The 19,668-nt window shown below is 62.0% G+C and carries 13 protein-coding genes; 7 read left to right on the top strand and 6 right to left on the bottom strand.

Annotated features, from left to right (window positions below; genetic code table 11):
• Nucleotides 1-1,321, top strand: a 1,321-nt coding sequence (locus tag ABJF10_RS08415) for an AMP-binding protein (RefSeq protein ID WP_348544101.1), incomplete at its 5' end; no start/stop codon positions are given.
• Nucleotides 1,322-1,345: 24 nt separating this feature from the next.
• On the opposite strand, the gene ABJF10_RS08410 is transcribed toward ABJF10_RS08415, so the two are convergent.
• Entirely contained in the window at nt 1,346-2,284 is a 939-nt protein-coding gene (locus ABJF10_RS08410) for an alpha/beta hydrolase (protein ID WP_348544100.1), read from the bottom strand.
• Between the two features lie 524 nt (nt 2,285-2,808).
• Here ABJF10_RS08410 and ABJF10_RS08405 point away from each other — a divergent pair.
• The gene (locus ABJF10_RS08405; protein ID WP_348544099.1) at nt 2,809-6,135 is read left to right on the top strand and encodes a PVC-type heme-binding CxxCH protein; all 3,327 of its coding nucleotides are present in this window, start codon (nt 2,809-2,811) and stop codon (nt 6,133-6,135) included.
• A 26-nt stretch (nt 6,136-6,161) separates the two neighbouring features.
• Here the strand turns inward: ABJF10_RS08405 and ABJF10_RS08400 are convergent, their stop codons facing one another.
• Nucleotides 6,162-6,530 (bottom strand): Dabb family protein, encoded by a 369-nt coding sequence (locus tag ABJF10_RS08400; RefSeq protein ID WP_348544098.1) that lies wholly within the window; start codon nt 6,528-6,530, stop codon nt 6,162-6,164.
• A gap of 208 nt (nt 6,531-6,738) precedes the next feature.
• Between ABJF10_RS08400 and ABJF10_RS08395 the strand changes: the two genes are divergently transcribed.
• From ABJF10_RS08395 to ABJF10_RS08375, 5 genes are all read left to right on the top strand, one after another.
• Nucleotides 6,739-7,653: a trypsin-like serine protease gene (locus ABJF10_RS08395; RefSeq protein ID WP_348544097.1), complete on the top strand. Its 915-nt coding sequence runs from the start codon at nt 6,739-6,741 to the stop codon at nt 7,651-7,653.
• 106 nt (nt 7,654-7,759) lie between these two features.
• Complete coding sequence (locus tag ABJF10_RS08390) at nt 7,760-8,791, top strand: methyltransferase (RefSeq protein WP_348544096.1); 1,032 nt, start codon at nt 7,760-7,762, stop codon at nt 8,789-8,791.
• A 60-nt stretch (nt 8,792-8,851) separates the two neighbouring features.
• Nucleotides 8,852-10,942 (top strand): prolyl oligopeptidase family serine peptidase, encoded by a 2,091-nt coding sequence (locus ABJF10_RS08385; protein ID WP_348544102.1) that lies wholly within the window; start codon nt 8,852-8,854, stop codon nt 10,940-10,942.
• 166 nt (nt 10,943-11,108) lie between these two features.
• Nucleotides 11,109-13,391, top strand: a complete 2,283-nt coding sequence (locus ABJF10_RS08380; RefSeq protein WP_348544095.1) for a glycosyltransferase family 4 protein — start codon at nt 11,109-11,111, stop codon at nt 13,389-13,391.
• Entirely contained in the window at nt 13,388-14,842 is a 1,455-nt protein-coding gene (locus ABJF10_RS08375; RefSeq protein ID WP_348544094.1) for a glycoside hydrolase family 130 protein, read from the top strand. Before ABJF10_RS08380 ends, ABJF10_RS08375 begins: the two co-directional genes overlap by 4 nt.
• A gap of 12 nt (nt 14,843-14,854) precedes the next feature.
• Here ABJF10_RS08375 and ABJF10_RS08370 read toward each other — a convergent pair whose 3' ends face one another.
• From ABJF10_RS08370 to ABJF10_RS08355, 4 genes are all read right to left on the bottom strand, one after another.
• Nucleotides 14,855-15,820, bottom strand: a complete 966-nt coding sequence (locus ABJF10_RS08370) for an alpha/beta hydrolase (RefSeq protein WP_348544093.1) — start codon at nt 15,818-15,820, stop codon at nt 14,855-14,857.
• 138 nt (nt 15,821-15,958) lie between these two features.
• Nucleotides 15,959-16,126, bottom strand: coding sequence for a hypothetical protein (locus ABJF10_RS08365; RefSeq protein ID WP_348544092.1), 168 nt, complete (start codon nt 16,124-16,126; stop codon nt 15,959-15,961).
• Nucleotides 16,127-16,164: 38 nt separating this feature from the next.
• The gene (locus ABJF10_RS08360; RefSeq protein WP_348544091.1) at nt 16,165-17,133 is read right to left on the bottom strand and encodes a prolyl oligopeptidase family serine peptidase; all 969 of its coding nucleotides are present in this window, start codon (nt 17,131-17,133) and stop codon (nt 16,165-16,167) included.
• A gap of 12 nt (nt 17,134-17,145) precedes the next feature.
• Nucleotides 17,146-19,449, bottom strand: a complete 2,304-nt coding sequence (locus tag ABJF10_RS08355; RefSeq protein WP_348544090.1) for a Tex family protein — start codon at nt 19,447-19,449, stop codon at nt 17,146-17,148.
• Between the last annotated feature and the right edge of the window lie 219 nt (nt 19,450-19,668).

Raw genomic sequence — 19,668 nt, 5'->3', positions numbered from 1 at the left:
GGCGGCGATTGTTAATTGCTATCGCCAGCTCGATGCCAGCCAATGGTGGACGCCGGAAATGTTGCGGCAGTGGCAGTTCACCGAGTTGGCCCGGTTGGTCGAGCATGCGCGACAGCATGTGCCGTTTTATGCGGATGCGCTGAAGGGTCTGCGCACCGACTCCACAGGCGCCATCGATGAGGACGCATGGAAGTCGCTGCCGATCTTAACGAAGGAACACGTCCGCGCGGATCCCGGCGCGTTTCGGGCCCGCCAGCTCAGCCCGGGCACAAACGTGTTCTCCCAATGGGGCACCGGTTCGACAGGCATCCCGATCGAAGTGGTGACGACCTTGCCCCAGTGGCAGCTTTTTCATGCGGTCAAGCTGCGCCTCTTGCAATGGCACGACTGCGATCCGCACGGGAAGCTTTGTGAAATCCTGCCCTTCTCGCAGTTGCGCCCGGGAAGCCCGGTGCAGCGCCTGCTGCAGTGGGGCGGGGCGGTCGGAGCGCTGCTCAAAACCGGAGAAGTCGCGCGGATGAAACTGATCTCGGAGCTTCCGGCGCAGCTGGCTTTCCTGGAAGCGGAGAAGCCGGAGTATCTCCTGACTTTCCCCTCCCACCTGCAATTGCTGCTGCGCGCCTTCCGAAAGACCGGGAAACGACTGCCCTCCTTGCGCATGGTGCGCACCCTGAGCGAATGCCTGGATCCCTATCTGTGGACGGAATGCCAGGAGGTGCTCGGCGTGCCACTGGTGGATACGTATGGCGCGACGGAGTGCGGTTATCTCGGCGTGCAATGTCCCGAGCAACACCACTACCATGTGCAGAGTGAAGGCAACCTGGTCGAAGTGCTGGCCCCGGATGGCAGCCTCTGCGGGCCGGGAGAAACGGGACGGGTGGTGGTCACGCCATTGCACGCCCTGGCGATGCCGTTACTGCGTTACGACCTCGGCGATTTGGCTGAGGTCGGCGAGCCGTGCGCCTGTGGTCGGGGCCTTCCTGTGCTGACCCGCATCCATGGCCGGATGAGGGACATGTTGACCTTGCCTTCAGGGCGAAAAATCAGCGGTAGTATCCTGCTTGGCCCCCGCGTCTTCGCTTCCATGCCGGTCGTGGCGCGATATCAGATCGTGCAAAAGAAACGACAGGAACTCGAGGTGAGAATCGTCGCCGATCGGGCCCTGGAAGATGCGGAATCCCAACAGATCATCCAGCGACTGGTGGACCAGATCGGGGCAGACTTTGCCATTCGCGTGGTGGAGGTGGATGACATTCCACGGCTGCCCAGTGGAAAGAGCAGGGATTTCGTCTCGGAAATCGAGCCTGCCGGTTCGAATTGAACAAGGCGGTGCGCCGGGCCTTCGCTAGCGGACCGGGGGATCGTAGGCCAGCAGGTCGGCGAGGATGGCGCGCCGATGGCGGATGGCGAGGGAGTAGTGGGCTTCGTCTTCCAGGTAGCGCGGCTCGCAATTGGGGAGTTGCGCGACCATTTCCTGCGCGAGTTCCCAGGCGAAATTGCGGTCCTGTTTGCCGTGCCAAAGACGCACCGGGACGCGCACTTCCGGGAGCGGGAATCCCCAGGGCTGCGTGTAGATGGTGCCGTCGCCGTAGAGTCCATCGGCACCGCCGCGCCACGACTCGCGGTAGTTCCGAAAGCACGCCTCGAAGATGTGGTGATCGGCGAGCGTTTCGGCTTCGGGCGTGGGAAGGCTGCGCAACATCCACGAACGCATCCACAGCGGAGGACGCAACCGCGCGACGGGGCGGGCGGCGCGGAAGAGCCAGCGCAGGACGCCGGGGCGCGCGCGCTGAATGTGAAGCAGCCATTGGTAGGCAGGATTCAGATGGCGTGTGTCTTCGCGATTGACGAGGGGCGGGGCGCCGCACACGACGGAGACGACCGGAATGCGTTCGGGCAATCCCCATGCCGCGGCAAGTGCGTAGGGGCCACCGCCGGAGACACCGAGGACGCGAAACTCCCCGAGGCCGAGCGCGTCCGCCATTTCACCGAGGAACTGCGGCCAGTCGGCCAGGGTGCGGCCGGGTTGGGCAGGCGAGAGACCGACGCCGGGGCGATCCGGAGAGATGATCCGCGCGCCCAGTTCGCAGGCGAATTCGTGGAGCAGCCCGCCCTGTAAACGGGAAGCCGGCCACCCGTGGCAGAACACGACGGGGACGCCGTGGGGGTCGCCGTATTCCGCGAGGGCGACTCGCTGGCCGCGGGCGAGTTCGATGATCCGCGTGCGAGATGGGGACGAGCTATCGGCGGGGTCAGCGAGGAAAGATCCGGCGATTTCGGGCACGCATCGACCAAACACGGATGCGCCCGGAAGGGCAAGGGGAGTTGCGCAGCGGGCGCTTTGCGGCAAAGAAACGAATCGTGCGCGCGGGTCAACGGACCGGCGCGCACGAAACAATGAAGCGTCCTGGCGCCGCGCCTCGGAAGGCCGCTGGGTTACCGAGTCGAATCGGTCTTACCGATAAGTCGCGGTTCGATCGGCTCCCGCTCCGTTGGAGGATTCGGCGCGAGCGCCGGGGTTCATGCCGCGACCACCATCTCCGGACTGGTAAGGAGGAACGGGTTGAGTGGTGCACGCACTGAATGTGAGTGAAACGGTGACAAGGATGAGGCTCAGTATTTTCATGTCGATGACGCTTCGTCCCACAGGAGCAACGCGGCTCTGCGGTGGTGCCCGGAGCGACGGGTAATGCCACGACATGGCAGGATGCCGGTGAGCGCGGTTGGCGAGGCCGGTGCCCGCTGGTTCTCCGGCTTGCGGTGCGGGGCAATCACTGCTTCTCTTCCGCTCCCATTTCCTCCATCGCCATGAAATCACCGCTGCTCGTTCCCGCCATTCTCGCCGCTGTCATTCCGCTGACGGCGCTCTTCGCCGCCGAAGAGGGTCACGGCAGCGGGGCATCCTCGGAAGGCGTGGCGCCGGCTTCGGAGGAAGGACAGAATGCCATCAAGTCATTCAATTTCGATGCGGGCTTGAAGTGTGATCTTTGGGCGGCCGAGCCGTTGCTGGCGAATCCGGTCTGCTTTACCGAGGATGAAAAGGGGCATTGGTATATCGGCGAGACGTTCCGGCAGGAAAAGGGCATCGAGGATGATCGCGGGCATGCGGAATGGCGCGACGAAGACATTGCTGCCAAATCGCTCGAAGACCGGCTGGCCTACATGCACAAGCATGTGCCGGACACGGCGCAGTTCGCGGAGAAATTTGCGAAGTACGAAGACCGCATCCGCCGGCTCGAGGACACCACCGGCAGCGGACTGGCGAACAAATCGACGATCTTCGCCGATGGCTTTCGCGATGCGCTCGATGGCACCGGCGCGGGCCTGATCGCGCGCGGCAACGAGGTGTGGTACACGTGCATCCCAACGCTCTGGCACTTCCGCGACACCAAAGGCACGGGCGAGGCCGACGTGAAAGACAAACTGCTCACCGGCTTCGGTATCAAGTTTGCGCTGCGCGGGCACGACATGCACGGGTTGCGCTTTGGGCCGGATGGGAAGCTGTATTTCTCGATCGGTGACCGTGCTCTGCACGTGAAGACGAAGGAAGGCAAGGACATCGCGCAGACGGAGAGCGGCTCGATCATGCGCTGTAATCCGGATGGCACGGATTTCGAGATTTTCACCACCGGTGTGCGCAATCCGCAGGAGCTCGCGTTCGACGAGCATGGAAATCTTTTCACCGGCGATAACAATTCCGATGCCGGCGACAAAGTGCGCTTTACCTATCTCGTCGAGGGCGGCGATTGCGGCTGGCGCATGGCGTTCCAATATCTGCCGGATCGCGGTCCGTGGATGCGCGAGCGGCCGTGGGACGAAGTGATCGCGCCGAGTGTGCGTTACATCGTGCCGTGTGTGGCCAATATCGGCAACGGACCGAGCGGGCTCACCTACAATCCCGGCACCGGGCTCTCACCGAAGTACTACGGTAATTTCTATCTCAGCGATTTCCGCGGTGGCGCGTCGGCCAGCGTGGTGCACGAGATTCACACGGAGCCGAAGGGGGCATTTTTCACCGCGACGCATCGCGACTGGTTGAAGGGCATGCTTACGACCGACGTGGAGTTTGGCAACGATGGCGCGTTGTATGTGCTCGATTGGGTGGCGAGCTGGGGTGGGGTGGGGAAGGGCCGCATGTATAAATTCACCGATCCGGCCAACGCCAACACGGCGCTGCAAAAGGAGACGGAAAAGCTGATTTTTGACGGGATGACGAAGCGTTCCGACGAGGAGTTGGCGAAGCTGCTCGGCCACGCGGATATGCGCGTGAGGCAGGCGGCGCAGTTCGAACTCTCGGGCCGGGGTGCCGGTTCCATCAAGACTTTCGCGGCAGTCGCCGCGGATACGAAAGCAGCCAATCCGCTGGCGCGATTGCACGCCGTCTGGGGGCTCGGCCAATTGGCGAAGAATGCCGGGGCGCTCGATGCCCTGCCCGCCTTGCTGGGCGATGCGGATGCCGAAGTGCGCGCACAAACGGCCAATGTGTTGGGCGATCACAAGGTCGGTGCCGCCTCCGGCAAACTCATCGAGTTGCTGAAGGACAAGGAAAACCGGGTGCGCTTTTTCGCCGCTCTCAACTTGGGCAAGCTCGGGGACAAGAATGCTTTCGAGCCGCTCTGCGCGATGCTCGCGGAGAACGATGACAAGGATCCGATCCTGCGCCATGGCGGCGTAATGGGCCTTGTCGGCTGCGGCACGGCGGAGCAGATCGCGGCCAAGTTGCACGATCCTTCCCTCGCCGTGCGCGGCGATGCCGTCGTGGCCTTGCGCCGGTTGCAAAGCCCGCTGGTGGCGGCGTTTCTCAAGGACGCGGATGAATCCGTGGTGCTCGAAGCGGCGCGCGCGATTCATGATGTGCCGATCGAAGCAGCGATGCCAGCACTGGCGGTGCTGACGACGAATGCGGCGATCAAGAACGCCAACATTCTCAATCGCGCGGTGAACGCGAACTACCGTCTCGGTAAACTGGAAAATGCCAAGGCGCTGGCCGAACTCGCCACGAATACGCAGATGCCGGAGAGCGCCCGCAAGGACGCGATCGAGGCGCTGAGCATTTGGGCGCATCCTGACGGCAAGGATCGCTTACTGAATCAATGGCGGCCCGTTGCGGATCGGGGTGACGGCGATGCCTCCGCGGCGATCGCGTCTTCGGCCTCGGCCTTGTTCAAGGACGCCCCGGCTTCGATCCAGGAAACCCTCGCCAAGCTGGCGGGCAAGCTCTCGCTCAAGAATGCCGGTGAGCCACTGGCGCTGCTCGCGTTCAACGACAAGGCGAGCGTCGCGGCGCGGGCGGAGGCCATCAAGGCACTGACCTCACTCAAGGATTCGCATCTCGGCGATGTCGCCCGGCGCGCGATCAAGGACACCAATACCCAGGTGCGTAGTGAAGGTTTGCAAGCGCTCGCCGTGGCGGATCCCGCGGCGGCGGTGAAGGAGATCGCGGAAGTTCTCGAAAAAGGCAGCAAGGCGGAAAAGCAGGGCGCGCTCGGGGCGTTAACCCAAATTCAAAACCGGGAGGCCGTGGCGCTGCTCTCCGCCCAACTGAACAAGCTCATCGCGCAACAACTTCCCGCAGAGATTCAGCTCGACGTGATCGACGCCGCTATCGCGCACGACAATGCCGAGCTCAAGAACAAGCTCGCCCAGTATGAAGCCGCGCTGCCGGCGAGTGATCCTCTGGCCAAGTGGCGGGTCGCTTTGGTGGGGGGCAGCGTGGAACGAGGCCGCAAGATTTTCCGGGAGAAGGAAGCGACGCAATGCCTGCGCTGCCACAAGTGCGAGACTGGCGACAGCGTGGTCGGGCCCGATCTCACGCACGTGGCCTCGAGAAAGAATCGCGATTACATCCTCGAATCCATCGTCTTTCCCGACAAGCAAATCGCCGAGGGCTTCGAAATCGCGGTGCTCACGCTCAAGGATGGCAACGTGGTCGCCGGCCGCCTCGCCGCGCACAGCGACAAGGAATTGAAAATCGAGACGATGGACGCCCAGGGCAAGCCGCAGGTCGCGACCGTCGCGGTGTCGCAGATCAAGGACCGTCAGCGCGCGCCCTCGCCCATGCCACCGAACTTGACGGACTTCCTGTCGAAGTCGGAGCTGCGCGACCTGGTCGAGTACCTGGCGACGCGGAAGTAGCGGGCGATATAGCCCTCTCATTTCGATCACTTTTCCGGCACGAAATCGACCACGACTACGTCGTCGAGGATCGGCTTGAGGATGTCGACGAAAGCCTTGTGGGCCGGGTGGACGAGATAGGTGTCGCGGTCCTTGGTCGTCTTGAAGCTCACGATCCAGCAGTAGTCGAGGCCCTTGCTGAGGCCCTCGGGGCTCACGTTTTTGCCCCATTCGAGCGAGTCCACCTCGCTGATCTTTGTCTTCAGGGCGGCAAATTCATCGGTGATCTTCTTGATCTGTTCCGGCGTGGCGTCGGATTTGAACTTAAAGTGAACAACGTGGCGGATGGGACCGTCGGCGGCGATGCTGGACATAGTGAGAAGTGCGAGGGCGAGGAGGGAAGCGAGGGTTTTCATGATTGGAAAGCAGAAGTGTGTGAGGGAGGCATGGGGAGTGGCAACGGAATTTGGGATTTGGAAGAGGATCCCGGGCCGGATGCGGCGCGCCGCGGGTCTACAGCCGTCAGCCAATCTTTACACTTGGTTTATCGGCAAAGCCTTGCCAGCCCTCGCGAGTTGTGCCAAATGATTCGCCATCTGGCCGCCCTTGGGCGGTCAGGCATTGATGTGCTCACCCCTCGCTAAATCATTTTTCATCGCTGCGCTCGGCGCTCTCGCATTTCCGTCGATCTCGCCGGCGATCACGATTCGGGACGACACGGCGGATTCTTCCTACATCACCCTCGGCGCGGACCCGGCTTATCAGGCTGGGGGATTTTTCAACAGTGGCTTCGGTGGGACTTTGATTGCCGATCCTTTGGGACTCAATCAGTACGTCATCACCGCTACACATCTGATCACGGATGGTCAGATCGTCCCTGGTTCGACGGAATTCACCATCGGAGGCAATAGCTACGCGGTGGCGGGCTACATCAGCGCGCCGGGTTATGATTCTTCGACCCAGAATAACGACCTGACCATCGTGCGGCTTGCCTCCTCCGTTACGGGAATCACCGCCGTTCCGTACTATACCGGGAGCGCGGAGTTGGGCAAAACAATCACCTTCATCGGCTACGGTCTCATTGGGAATGGCGTCACGGGTGCCATCAATGCGCCCGATGGCCAGAGGCGGGGAGCCAACAACGTAGTTGACGTGCTCAACGCCTCATTGGTCAGCGGCGGCAGCCTCGCCGCTACTTCCTTCCTTACTGATTTCGACGATCCCTCCGGCACCAGCAATACGCTCGGTGGTGTTTCATCTTCCTCTTCCACGGCGCTGCCTTTCGAGGGTAGTTTCGCCTTGGGCGATAGCGGCGGCGGCGCCTTTGCCAATATTGGGGGGACCGTCTACCTTGTGGGAGTGAATTCCTACGTCACCAGTAGCCAAGGCGATGGCATCGCCAAATACGGTGAGATCGATGGCTTTACCCGGGTGAGCGCCTTTTCAGGCTTCATCGCGCAGAATGTCCCCGAGCCCGGCTCCGCGGCGTTGCTTGTGGGTGGGATGGCGATGCTGGGCGGTCTGCGCCGGCGACGTTAGGGTGAGAGTAAGCCGTAGAGTCAATCCTCTCTGCAACCGCGGTGCATTGCACGGTCATTTTCCGCGTGGTCAAACCCGGGCGGATGGGGCATTGGTGATGCCCCTTATGTCCCTCGACCCGCTCGTTTCCGAACCCATCACCGATCCACTGGCGCTCTATCGCGGGCGGGATGCCATTGTCGCGACCGATCTGCTGGCGGCGGCGATGGTGCACCTGGATTTCTTCACTTGGCTCGCCGATCATCCGGCGACCCTCGGCTCGATCTGCGCCCATTTCGAGATTCATACCCGGCCCACGGATGTGCTGATGACGCTACTCACGGCCATGGGGTTGACGACGATCTCGGGCGGTGTCTTTCATCTCACCGTGCGCGCGCGGGAGCACCTGACCGCAGGTTCGCCGTGGAATCTCACGCCCTACTACGCCTCGATGAAGGACCGGCCGCAGACGCTCGATATGTTGAAGGTCTTGCGCACGGGGAAGCCGGCCAACTGGGGTAGCTACGATCCGCAGGCGTGGGCGCAGGCCATGGAACGGGAAGATTTTGCGGGACCGTTCACCGCGGCGATGGATTGTCGTGGTCTCCTGCTCGGGCCGGCGATGGCCAGGAAGCTCGATCTTTCCACGAACAAAGCACTGCTCGATATTGCGGGCGGGTCGGGGATCTATTCGTGCGCGCTGGTGGCCAATCATCCGCATCTGCGTGCCTCGGTTTTTGAAAAGAAACCGGTGGATCGCATCGCGCGGGAGAGCATCGCCAAGCGCGGCCAGAGCGAGAAGGTGAGCGTGATCGCGGGAGATATGTTTGCCGATGCATGGCCGACGGGTTTTGACATCCATCTTATCTCGAATGTGTTGCACGACTGGGATGAGGACACGGTGCGCAAGCTCCTGGCGAAGTCCTATGCGGCCTTGCCCGCGGGCGGCTCGCTGCTCGTGCATGACGTGCACATCAACGCCGAGAAGTCGGGGCCGCTGCACGCTGCGGAATACTCGGCGCTGCTGATGAACATCACCGAAGGGAAGTGTTACTCGATCGGCGAGATGCGCGGGTTTTTCGGCGAGCTCGGTTTTGAATGGGCCGACTATCAACCGACGTCGGTGGGTCGCAGCTTTATCCTTGCGAAGAAACCTTGATCGATGCGCCCTCCATCCGCCCTCGCCGCGCTCTGCGGCGCAGCCCTGCTGATTCCCGCCATGTTGATCGCTGAAGAGGCACATCCCGCCTATCCCGTCGCCCGCAAAGTCGATCAGGTCGACGATTACCATGGCGTAAAGGTCACCGACCCGTACCGCTGGCTGGAGGACGATAACTCCGAGGAAACCAAGGCATGGGTGGAGGCCGAGAACAAGGTGACGGACGCTTATCTCGCCGGAATTCCCGAGCGTTCCCAGATCAAGGAACGTCTTACTAAGCTCTGGAACTATGAGCGCTTCGGCGTGCCCACGCACCGGGGCGGCCGCTACTTCCTCACGCGCAATAGTGGATTGCAAAACCAGCGCGTGCTTTACGTGGCGGACAAGCTGGACGCCACACCGCGCGTCCTCCTCGATCCCAATACGCTCTCTACAGACGGCACGGTGGCGATGACCAATTTCTCGCCGAGCGAAGATGGAAAATTGCTCGCTTACGGCTTGTCGCGCGCGGGATCCGATTGGGAGGAGTGGCATGTGCGTGATGTGGTGACAGGCGAGGACCGCAGCGATCTCGTGGAGTGGGTGAAATTCTCCGGCGCGGCGTGGAAGAAAAACGGGAGTGGATTCTTTTACAGCCGTTACGAAGCGCCCAAGGCCGGCGACGAAAAGAAGGGGTTGAATGAATTTCATAAGCTCTACTTTCACCGCGTCGGCACGACGCAGACCGAGGACGCGCTGGTCTACGAGCGGCGCGATCACGCGGATTGGGGATTCGATGCCAATGTAACCGAGGATGGCCGCTACCTGGTGATCCACGTGTCGCAGGGTACGGATACGAGGAACCGCGTCTTCTACAAAGACCTCGCGGACGATAAGAGCGCGGTCGTTGAATTGCTGAATGAATTCGATGCGAGTTACAGTTTCATCGATAACATTGGCCCGGTCTTCTATTTCAAAACCGATCTCGATGCGCCGAGAAGCCGCATCATGGCGATCGATACCACGCATCCGCAACGCGAACAGTGGCGCGAAGTGATCGCGCAGGCCGCGGCTGATTCCCTTGAGGGAGTTTCCGTCGTCCACGCCCAATTCATCTGCTCATACCTGCACGATGCGCATAGTGTCGTGAAGCTCTTCACCGCGGACGCGGACGCTGGGCCGGCGAAATTCATCCGCGAACTGCCACTGCCGGGGCTGGGTTCAGCCGGTGGTTTCGGCGGCAAGCGGACGGACGCGGAGACTTTCTATTCCTTCACCAGCTTTACGGTGCCGGGCACCATCTATCGGCTCGATCTTACCGGCGGCGAAAGCCGCGTCTTCCGTGAACCGCGCGTCGATTTGCGACCGGACGACTACGAGACGAAGCAGATCTTCTACGCGAGCAAGGATGGCACGCGGGTGCCCATGTTCATCACGCATAAGCGCGGGTTGAAACTCGACAGCACCAACCCCACGCTGGTCTACGGCTACGGCGGATTTGATATCAACCTCACGCCGCGCTTCAACGTGGCCGATCTCGTGTGGATGGAAATGGGCGGCGTCTTCGCCATGGCCAACCTGCGCGGCGGTGGCGAGTATGGCGAGGAGTGGCACCAGGCGGGCATGAAATTGAAAAAGCAAAATGTCTTCGATGATTTCATCGCCGCCGCCGAGTGGTTGATCGCCAACAAATACACTTCACCGGCAAAACTCGCGATTCAGGGCGGTAGCAATGGTGGCCTGCTCGTCGGCGCGTGCCTGACTCAGCGCCCTGAGCTTTTCGGGGCCGCGTTGCCAGCCGTGGGTGTGATGGACATGCTGCGCTTTGATAAGTTCACGATTGGCTGGGCGTGGCGCAGCGATTACGGCTCCGCGGCGAATGCCGATGAATTCAAGGCGCTCTATGCGTATTCACCGCTCCACGCGCTGCGTCCTGGCGTGCGCTACCCTGCGACGCTCATTTCCACCGCGGATCACGACGATCGCGTCGTTCCCGCACACAGTTTCAAATTTGCCGCACGCCTTCAGGAGTGCCAGGCCAAGGACGGTCCGCCGGTGCTCATCCGCATCGAGACCCGCGCCGGTCACGGCGGCAACAAGCCCATGACCAAAGTGATTGCCGAGCGCGCCGACGAAATCGCCTTTCTCGTGCACGTGTTCGGTATGCGGTAGGCGTTGTCGTCGCTCGCAGTTTCGGGCTGGGAGGCGAGGGTAGGGGTTGACCCGGAAGGCTTCAGAGCCGAGGGTACTGCGTTTCGTCCAGGACTTCCCGCCACCGTTGGCGAGTGCCATGTCGCTGCCACCGTGAGGCGCTCGAAATCTTTCGATCTTCGACGCCATGGATACGCCACCTAATACCAGACATATCGCCTTTCTCGGCGACTACGTGCCGCGCCGCTGCGGTATCGCCACTTTCACCGCGGATATTTGCGAGGCGGTGGCGGCCGAGTTTCCCGCGACCCAGTGCATCGTGGGATCGGTCAACGATCGACCGGAGGGCTACGACTATCCCGAGCGTGTGCGCTTTGAACTCGCGGAGCAGGAACTGGATTCCTATCGGCGGGCCGCGGAATTCTTGAACATCAACAACGTCGAGGTGGTGTCGGTGCAACATGAATTTGGCATCTACGGTGGCGACGCCGGAAGACATCTCTTGAGTTTTCTGCGCGAGGTGCGGAAGCCGGTGGTGACGACGCTGCACACCGTCCTCAGTGAGCCAAACCCCGACCAGCGCATGGTGATGGAGCAACTCGATCTGCTCTCGAACCGCTTCATCGTCATGGCGGAGCGTGGCCGGAATATGCTGGAGACGATCTACGGCGTGGCGCCGGAGAAGATCGACCTCATCCCTCATGGCGTGATCGACATGCCGTTCATCGACTCGAATTTTTACAAGGACGTCTTCGGCGTGGAAGGGAAGACGGTGCTGCTCACCTTCGGCCTGCTCTCGCCGAACAAAGGCATCGAGTACGTCATCGAAGCCTTGCCCGCAATCCTGCAACGGCATCCGAACGTCGTCTACATCGTGCTCGGCGCAACGCATCCCCATTTGCTCGCCCGGGAGGGCGAAGCTTACCGTCGCAAACTGGAGAAGCTCGCGGAAGAACGCGGCGTGAAGAACCACGTCATCTTTCACAATCGCTTTGTCTCGCTCGAAGAGTTGAAGGAGTTCATCGGCGCGGCGGACATCTACATCACGCCGTATCTCAATGAAGCGCAGGTCACCTCGGGTACGCTAGCCTACACCTTTGGCGCAGGGAAGGCGATCATCTCCACGCCGTACTGGCATGCGCAGGAATTGCTGTCCGGAGAGCGCGGGGTGCTCGTGCCATTTCGCGATGCCCAGGCCATCGCGGAGGGCGTGAATCACTATCTTTCGAACCCCACGTTGATGACGGCGATGCGGAAGCGCGCCTGGAAGGCCGGTCGCGAGATGATCTGGCCGGTGGTGGCGCGGCGCTACATGGAAAGCTTCGAGAGCGCCCGCGCCAGCCTCAGTGTGCCTTCGATGGAAACCGCCGCGGTGCGCACGATCGAGAATGCGAACTACCCGTGGCCGCCGCTGAAGCTCGATCATCTCTTCAAGATGAGCGATCACACCGGCATCTTTCAGCACGCCATCTACAACGTGCCGAATTACCACGAGGGCTACTGCACGGACGACACGGCACGCGCCTTCATTTTCACCGTGCTCCTCCGGGAAATGGGCGACACCTCCCCGGAAGTCAACCGGCTGGCGAGCAGTTACCTCGCTTTCCTCTGGTATGCCTTTGACGCCAACACCCGGCGCTTCCGCAATTTCATGAATCATCATCGCGAGTGGATCGAACGGGCGGGCTCGGAAGACAGCCACGCGCGCGCCTTGTGGGCGGTGGGCACCGCCCTGGGGCGTTCCCGTGATGAAGGACATCGCAATCTCTGCGCGTTGCTCTTTCAACGCGGGCTCCCGCCGGTCGCACGCTTTAGTTCGCCGCGGGCGTGGGCCTTCGCTCTGCTGGCCATCCATGAATACCTGCGCACCTTCGCCGGTGACCGGGTGGTCGCGCAAATGCGCGACGTGCTCGCGGGGCAGCTCGTGGGCTTGTACCGGGCGAATTCCTCTCCCGGCTGGCAATGGTTCGAGCGCATCGTCACCTACGACAATGCCAAACTTTCCCACGCGCTAATCCTCAGTGGGCACTGGACTTCGAACGGCGAGATGCTGGAGATCGGTCTCTCTTCGTTGCGCTGGCTGCTGGAGGCGCAGACGGCTGAAGGCGGACACTTCGCGCCCATCGGGTGTCATGGTTTCTGGTCGCAAGGGGGAGAAAAGGCGCGTTTCGATCAACAGCCGTTGGAAGCACATGCGATGATTTCCGCCTGCCTGGAAGCTTATGGGGCGACGCACGACGAATACTGGCAGAGCGCGGCGCGGCGTTGTTTCGAGTGGTTTCTCGGACGCAACGATCTCGGGCAGCCGCTTTACGATCCGACGACCGGCGGCTGTCGGGATGCGCTGTTGCAGGATCACCTCAACCAAAACCAGGGCGCCGAATCGAGCCTGGCCTTCTATCTCTCGCTGGCCGAACTCACCCGCGCCGCCAGCGCCGAAAGTACCGTTCTCCAATCCTTCGCCGCATGACCATTCATCCCAGCGGTGTCACCATGCGGCCCAACGCCGCGCGCGTCCTCATTCGCTCTTTCATTCCCGCGGACCCGGCGCGCATCGTCAACATCATCGGGCGGGCGTTGGCGCTCAGCGAAGCGGAGATTGAAGAACAGCTTGTGGCGGTGACCGAGGACTTCGGCAGCCGGCATTTGAATCTCCGGGATTTTTGGCGTCGGCACTTCGGGCAGGTGAAGGCGCACATCTTTAGCGGACGGCCGCTCTCCGAGGCCCGCCAGCTCTACATCGGCGCGCTTTTCTCCGGCGAATACGCGCTTGAAGCGGCGGCGCTTTTCAATCCCTCCGTTGTCCCGCATCCGGACCAGGCGGGCCTGGCGGAGGGCGAGTTACGCTTCATCATGAGCCTGCGCGCCACCGGCGAGGGCCACATCTCCTCTATCGAATTTCGCACCGGGATCATTCACGCGGACCATACGATCACCATGGAAGATCCATCGCGTTTTGTCACCGCGCCGAAGCTGAATCCGAACCCGACGTTTCGCAAAATGATGTTCGTCCATAAGTTGATGGAGATGGGTTTTGAAAATGATTGGTCCGCCACGGTAATGGAATCGCTCGGCTTCGATTTTACGCTCAGCGAGTTGGAGCAGGCGATGCGTCTCGCCGCACGTGGTCTCGGGCCATTGCCGCGCGAGGTGCAGCGAACGACGGAGTGCGTACGCTGGCTGGCGCAATCCAACTACGAGGTGCATTTCGATCCGTCCGTCGCGGTCTCGGAGCGCATCATCTTCCCCGTGTCGTCGAATGAGAGCAATGGCATGGAAGACGCGCGCTTCGTCCGCTTCGTCGAGGACGACGATAGCATCCTCTACTATGCCACTTACACGGCCTACAATGGGCGGGCGATACTACCGCAGTTGCTCGAAACCTCGGATTTTCTGAGCTTCCGCGCGCGCACCCTGAATGGCAGCGCGGTGCAAAATAAAGGCATGGCTTTCTTCCCGCGGCGAATTGACGGGCGCTATGTGATGCTCTCCCGGCAGGACGATGAGAACCAGTTCATCATGTTTTCCGAAAACCCCCATTTCTGGGGCGACCCGCAGCTCTTGCGCCGGCCTTCCCAACCATGGGAGGCGGTGAAGATCGGCAACTGCGGTTCGCCGGTGGAAACCAAAGCAGGCTGGCTCGTCATTACGCACGGGGTAGGCCCCATGCGCAAATACAGCATCGGCGCCTTGCTCCTCGATTTGCGGGATCCGACCAAAGTACTCGCGGAACTTCGAGAACCTCTCCTGCAAGCCGTGGGAAGCGAGCGGGAAGGATATGTTCCGAATGTCGTCTATACCTGCGGCGCACTGCTGCATCGTGACCGTCTCATTCTTCCCTACGCCCTGTGCGACACGGCGACGACGATCGTCACCATCCCGCTTGACGAATTGCTGGCCGCGATGACGCCGTGTGCGTGAGACCAGCGCCTTCTACTTCTTGAGCATTTCGAGGAGGAAGAGCTCGGGATTCGCGTGCTTCACGTCGGTAGCGCCGGGATAGACCAGTTCGCACGCCACGCCCTTCTCCTTGCAGCGTTCCTGAAGTTTCACGCCGAAGTTGGCGCTGTGCGTCGCGTTCTCCTGCGGTTGGCCGAGCGCGGGTGGCGCGCTGAAGGTCATATAGATCGGCGGATCGTCCGAGGAGACATGCTCGTAGGGTGAGTATTCCTTGATCCACGGCAGCACTTTTTCGCGGCCGGTGAGAAAGTCGGCGAACTTGAGAAAGCCGAAGGCGTGCCCGCCGTAGCCAATATTCGGTATCCACTCTTTCATCTGCTGCGGATCGAGCGAAGTCTGCGGGGCACTGACGGCGGCGCACCACAGGCGCGTGGACTCATGGGAGATAGGATCGCTGCTCTTCGGGTCGGCCATGTCATCGTGGAAAGCCAGCCACAGGCTGGAACACGCGCCGGCGGAGCCGCCGGTCGCACCGATGCGCTGCTTGTCGATGTTCCATTCTTTCGCCCGGCTGCGAATGGTTTGCAGGGCGCGCGCCGCATCGTGCAGCGGCCATTCCACCGGCGGCCACTGGCCCTCGGCGACGGCGTCGGTGGTGAAGCGGTACTGCATCGAAATCACGGAAATACCGGCCTTGAGATAATTCGCGACTCCCACCGGCTGTTTTTCGCCGTGGGTCCAGCCGCCACCGTGAATGATGAGCACGAGCGGTGTCGGCTTGTCCGACGTGGCCTTATAGAAATCGAACACCTGTTTTGGGTGCGAGCCATACGCGATGTCCGCGATGGTGGGCGGTGGCACCTGCGGACGCGGAGTGGCTGCTGGCGTGGCGGCGGAAGCGCCGGCGGGTGCGGGTGCCGCAGGCTTTACCGCTGGGTCGGCGGCGAGAAGGGGAAGGCATAGCGAACTAACGCCGAGAGTGAGGAAGATGCGGTTCATGGAATGAAAGGGAGTGGAACTGTGAGGAGACAACCCGAAAGACCGGAGTCTCATAGTGACGGCGTTGGGGAGATCATCCGTTGGCCCTTGTCGCCACAGGCTGGCCGTATCCGCCCGGGACCATTCTGCGCGGCCAGGCTATGCGCGCTCGATGGATTTACGGCCTTGGTACCGGCCGAGGATGGTCTGGGCGACCTTTTCCCGGTGGCGCTGTTGGGCCGCCTGGTCACCGCCGGCGAGGCCCTTCACGATGTCGGACTTGGCGTTGGGTTGTCTTTTGACCTTTTTGCTGGGGCGTTGAGGCATGGTGGAGGTTAGCTGTGGAAACGGGCGGAGGCGAGCCTCTACTTCTTCGCGGATATAACCAGTTCCAGAGGGGTGAACTGGATATCCGCCTTGGGGCTTTCATCGGCGAGAATCTTGGCGGCGATCAGTCGGGTCATCGGGTGCAGCGTGCTGAAATGGTTGGCGCCGGAAATGGGGTGAAAGTGGACGGAGGGTGAGTGCGGCATTTGGGCCATCGCTTGCAGGCTGTCGATATTGGACCGGCCTTTGGTTCCCTCGAAGACGAAGGTCGGCGTACGGATGCTTTTCAAAAATCGGCCTGGTGCGCGCAGGGCGGTCTCCTTGTGATCGCGGATGTTGAAGGGCAACAGGTCTGGGCCGTAGCCGGCGACGTCCTCCACGGGGCCGAACGAAAAGATGGCCCGGAAGCGATCGGTGGATTCGGCGGCGAGCAACGCGAGGGTGCCGCCGGTGCTGTGGCCGCCGAGGTAGATGCGCTGCGGGTCGACGTAGTCGAGCTTGCTGAGGTAGTCGGCGGCGGCGAGCACATCATCGACCTCGCCGTAGAAGCCTTCCTTGAATCCCGGATGATCGTTTCCGCCGCGCAGGCAGGGATACATCATGACGATGCCGGCTTCGCGGAAAGCGGTCGCCGATTGATCGTTCTCGACCGGACCGGGCGTCCAGGCGATGTCGCTGATGCTGTTGCTGAAGCCGCCGACGATCCAGATGATGGCGGGATGCTTTCTTCCACCCGGTGGAGCGACGCCCACGTAAGCGGGCAAGGCGCCAGCGGGTGCCGAATACTCGACGAGGCGGAACACATCCGGCGGTGCAGGCGGAGCGATGCCGGTGCGGTCGTGGCGGGTGAGGTGCGTGGTGAGGTGCGTGGTGAATCCGCGACGCGCCTCCGCGAGCGAGCCGGCTTTGTCGGGTTGCTCCGATTGCGCGTCGCTCGGGACGGGTTTGCAAGCGGCGGCCACGATCAAGGTCACGCAGGTGGCGAGAACTGATGTGGCGCGCTGCATCGTGCGCGGGCGCTATTTCTTTTGCTGGGCCATGTCGAACCAGCTTGGCCCGCTGGGTGCCGACGGGCGGGAGCTGCCGCCGCTGTTGCGGTCCTGGAATTTGCGCACGTCGCGGTCGTTGCCGGAACCTTTCGGGCGCTGGTCGCGTGGGGTGAGGTCGACCTTCGTCTTGAGCGAAAGGGCGATGCGTTTGCGGGCCATGTCGATTTCCATGACGGTGGCTTGCACGCGCTGACCCACCTTGAGGACGTCGGCGGGATTCTTGACGAAGTCGTCGCTCATCTGGCTGATGTGCACGAGGCCGTCCTGGTGCACGCCGATGTCCACGAAGGCGCCGAAGGCCGTGACGTTGGTGACGATGCCGGGGAGCTTCAGGCCGACGGTGAGGTCTTCCATCTTCTCCACGCCCTCGGCGAAGCTGAACGCCTCGAACTTCTGGCGTGGGTCGCGGCCGGGCTTGGAGAGCTCGGCGAGGATGTCCTTGAGCGTGGGCAGGCCGACTTCGGTGGTGACGTATTTCTCCGGCTGAATCTTCGCGCGCTTCTGGCCGTCGCGCAGCAGGTCGAGCACGGTGCAGCCATGGTCGGTGGCCATTTTGTCCACGAGTTCGTAGCGCTCGGGGTGCACGGCGCTGCCGTCGAGCGGATGCGCACCGTCGCGAATGCGCAGGAAGCCGGCGGCCTGTTCATAGGCCTTCGGACCGAGGCCACTGACCTTGAGCAATTCCTTGCGCGACTTGAAGGGGCCGTTTTCGTCGCGATGCGCGACGATGTTGGCGGCGACGCGGGCGTTCAAGCCGGAGACGTAGGCCAGCAAATGCTTCGACGCGGTGTTGAGCTCCACCCCGACGTTGTTCACGCAGGAGACGACGATGTCATCGAGCGAACGCTTGAGCGCGTTTTGGTCGACGTCGTGCTGATACTGGCCGACGCCGATGGATTTTGGGTCGAGCTTCACGAGCTCGGCGAGCGGGTCCATGAGCCGGCGGCCGATGGAGACGGCGCCGCGCACCGTCACATCCTTGTCGGGGAATTCTTCGCGGGCCACATCGCTGGCGGAATAGATGGAAGCGCCGCTCTCGCTGACCATGACGACTGGGATGGCCGGAGGCAGGCCGAGCTTGCGGATGAAAGTCTCGGTTTCGCGCGAGGCGGTGCCGTTGCCGATGGCGATGGCCTCGACTTTGCATTTGGTGACGATCGACTTGATCATCTCCGCGGCCTCGACCTGATCGCGCGCGCCTTTCTCGGGGTAGATGACATCGTTCGCCAGCAGCTTCCCCTGACGGTCGAGCAGCACGACTTTGCAGCCGGTGCGGAAGCCGGGATCGATGCCGAGCGTGACCTTTTGGCCGAGCGGCGAGGCGAGGAGGAGTTCGCGGAGGTTGTCGGCAAAGACGCGGATCGCTTCCTCGTCGGCCCGCTTTTTGTAGAAAGTGCGCGCCTCGCCTTCCATGGCGAAGCCGAGCAGGCGCTTGAAGCAATCCTGCACGGCGAGCTTCACTTGATCCGAGGCAGGCGATTTGCCTTTGACGAAAAGGCGCTCGAGCAGGGCGACGGCCTCGATTTCATCGGGCACGAGACGCGAGAAAAGGAAGCCTTCGGATTCGCCGCGGCGGATGGCGAGGATGCGATGCGAGGGCGCTTTGTCGGCCGGCTCGGTCCAGTCGAAGTAGTCTTTGAATTTCGCGCCTTCTTCTTCCTTGCCGCTGATGACTTTCGATTTGATGACGCCTTTGGTGAGGTAGAGATCGCGGACTTTCGCGCGGGCAGTGGCGTCGTCGGCGATGCGCTCGGCGAGGATGTCGCGCGCGCCGGCGAGAGCCGCGGCCACATCGGGCACGCTGTATTTCTTGGCATCGATCTCGATTTCCGGGCCGACGAAGGGGACGGCGGCAGCTTGCGGATCGGTCGCCGGGTCCTGCGCCCACAAGATCTCCGCCAGCGGCTCCAGGCCGAGGTCGCGGGCCACGGTGGCCTTCGTCTTCTTCTTCGGGCGGAAGGGCTGAAAGATGTCTTCCAGCGCGGTCATGTTGTCCGCGGCGGCGATCTTGGCGGCGAGCACTTCGGTCATGAGCTTGCGTTCCTCGAGCGACTTCACGATGGCCTCGCGGCGCTTGTCGAGTTCCTCGAGTTGCTCGATGCGGTCACGAATCGAGGTGATCTGCACTTCGTCCAGCTCGCCGGTCTTTTCCTTTCGATACCGGGCGATGAAGGGCACGGTGGCGCCTTCCTCCAGCAGGATCGCCGTGGCGGCGACCTGACGGGGCTGGAGCTTCAATTCCTGGACGATGCGGGCGAGGTGTTTTTCGATCATGAGAAAGGTGGGCGCGAATGATGCGATGCGGAATGGGTGAGTCAATCGCCGCTGCCGGGGAAATTTTCTGTGGAAACCCTGTGGAACATTGACAGCGTTGGCTGGCGCGCTCTGGCCGGGAGGCGATCAAGGCTGCGCGAAAATTTTTGAAGGCTTGAATTGCCTTTAGAAGCCTTGATTTGCCTTGATTGAGGCCGCTGACGATCAGTTTGGCTTAAG

The sequence above is a fragment of the Chthoniobacter sp. genome (genome assembly GCF_040003245.1).
Lineage (GTDB): Bacteria > Verrucomicrobiota > Verrucomicrobiia > Chthoniobacterales > Chthoniobacteraceae > Chthoniobacter.
The sequence above is the reverse complement of the archived record's forward strand: the minus strand, read 5'-3'. Positions and strand labels throughout refer to the sequence as shown.

Coding starts and splice junctions, on each gene's coding strand:
- ABJF10_RS08355 (WP_348544090.1), bottom strand. CDS start 19,449: ATGATCGAAAAACACCTCGCCCGCATCGTCCAGGAATTGAAGCTCCAG.
- ABJF10_RS08400 (WP_348544098.1), bottom strand. CDS start 6,530: ATGAAAACCCTCGCTTCCCTCCTCGCCCTCGCACTTCTCACTATGTCC.
- ABJF10_RS08405 (WP_348544099.1), top strand. CDS start 2,809: ATGAAATCACCGCTGCTCGTTCCCGCCATTCTCGCCGCTGTCATTCCG.
- ABJF10_RS08360 (WP_348544091.1), bottom strand. CDS start 17,133: ATGCAGCGCGCCACATCAGTTCTCGCCACCTGCGTGACCTTGATCGTG.
- ABJF10_RS08365 (WP_348544092.1), bottom strand. CDS start 16,126: ATGCCTCAACGCCCCAGCAAAAAGGTCAAAAGACAACCCAACGCCAAG.
- ABJF10_RS08395 (WP_348544097.1), top strand. CDS start 6,739: ATGTGCTCACCCCTCGCTAAATCATTTTTCATCGCTGCGCTCGGCGCT.
- ABJF10_RS08370 (WP_348544093.1), bottom strand. CDS start 15,820: ATGAACCGCATCTTCCTCACTCTCGGCGTTAGTTCGCTATGCCTTCCC.
- ABJF10_RS08375 (WP_348544094.1), top strand. CDS start 13,388: ATGACCATTCATCCCAGCGGTGTCACCATGCGGCCCAACGCCGCGCGC.
- ABJF10_RS08390 (WP_348544096.1), top strand. CDS start 7,760: ATGTCCCTCGACCCGCTCGTTTCCGAACCCATCACCGATCCACTGGCG.
- ABJF10_RS08385 (WP_348544102.1), top strand. CDS start 8,852: ATGTTGATCGCTGAAGAGGCACATCCCGCCTATCCCGTCGCCCGCAAA.
- ABJF10_RS08380 (WP_348544095.1), top strand. CDS start 11,109: ATGGATACGCCACCTAATACCAGACATATCGCCTTTCTCGGCGACTAC.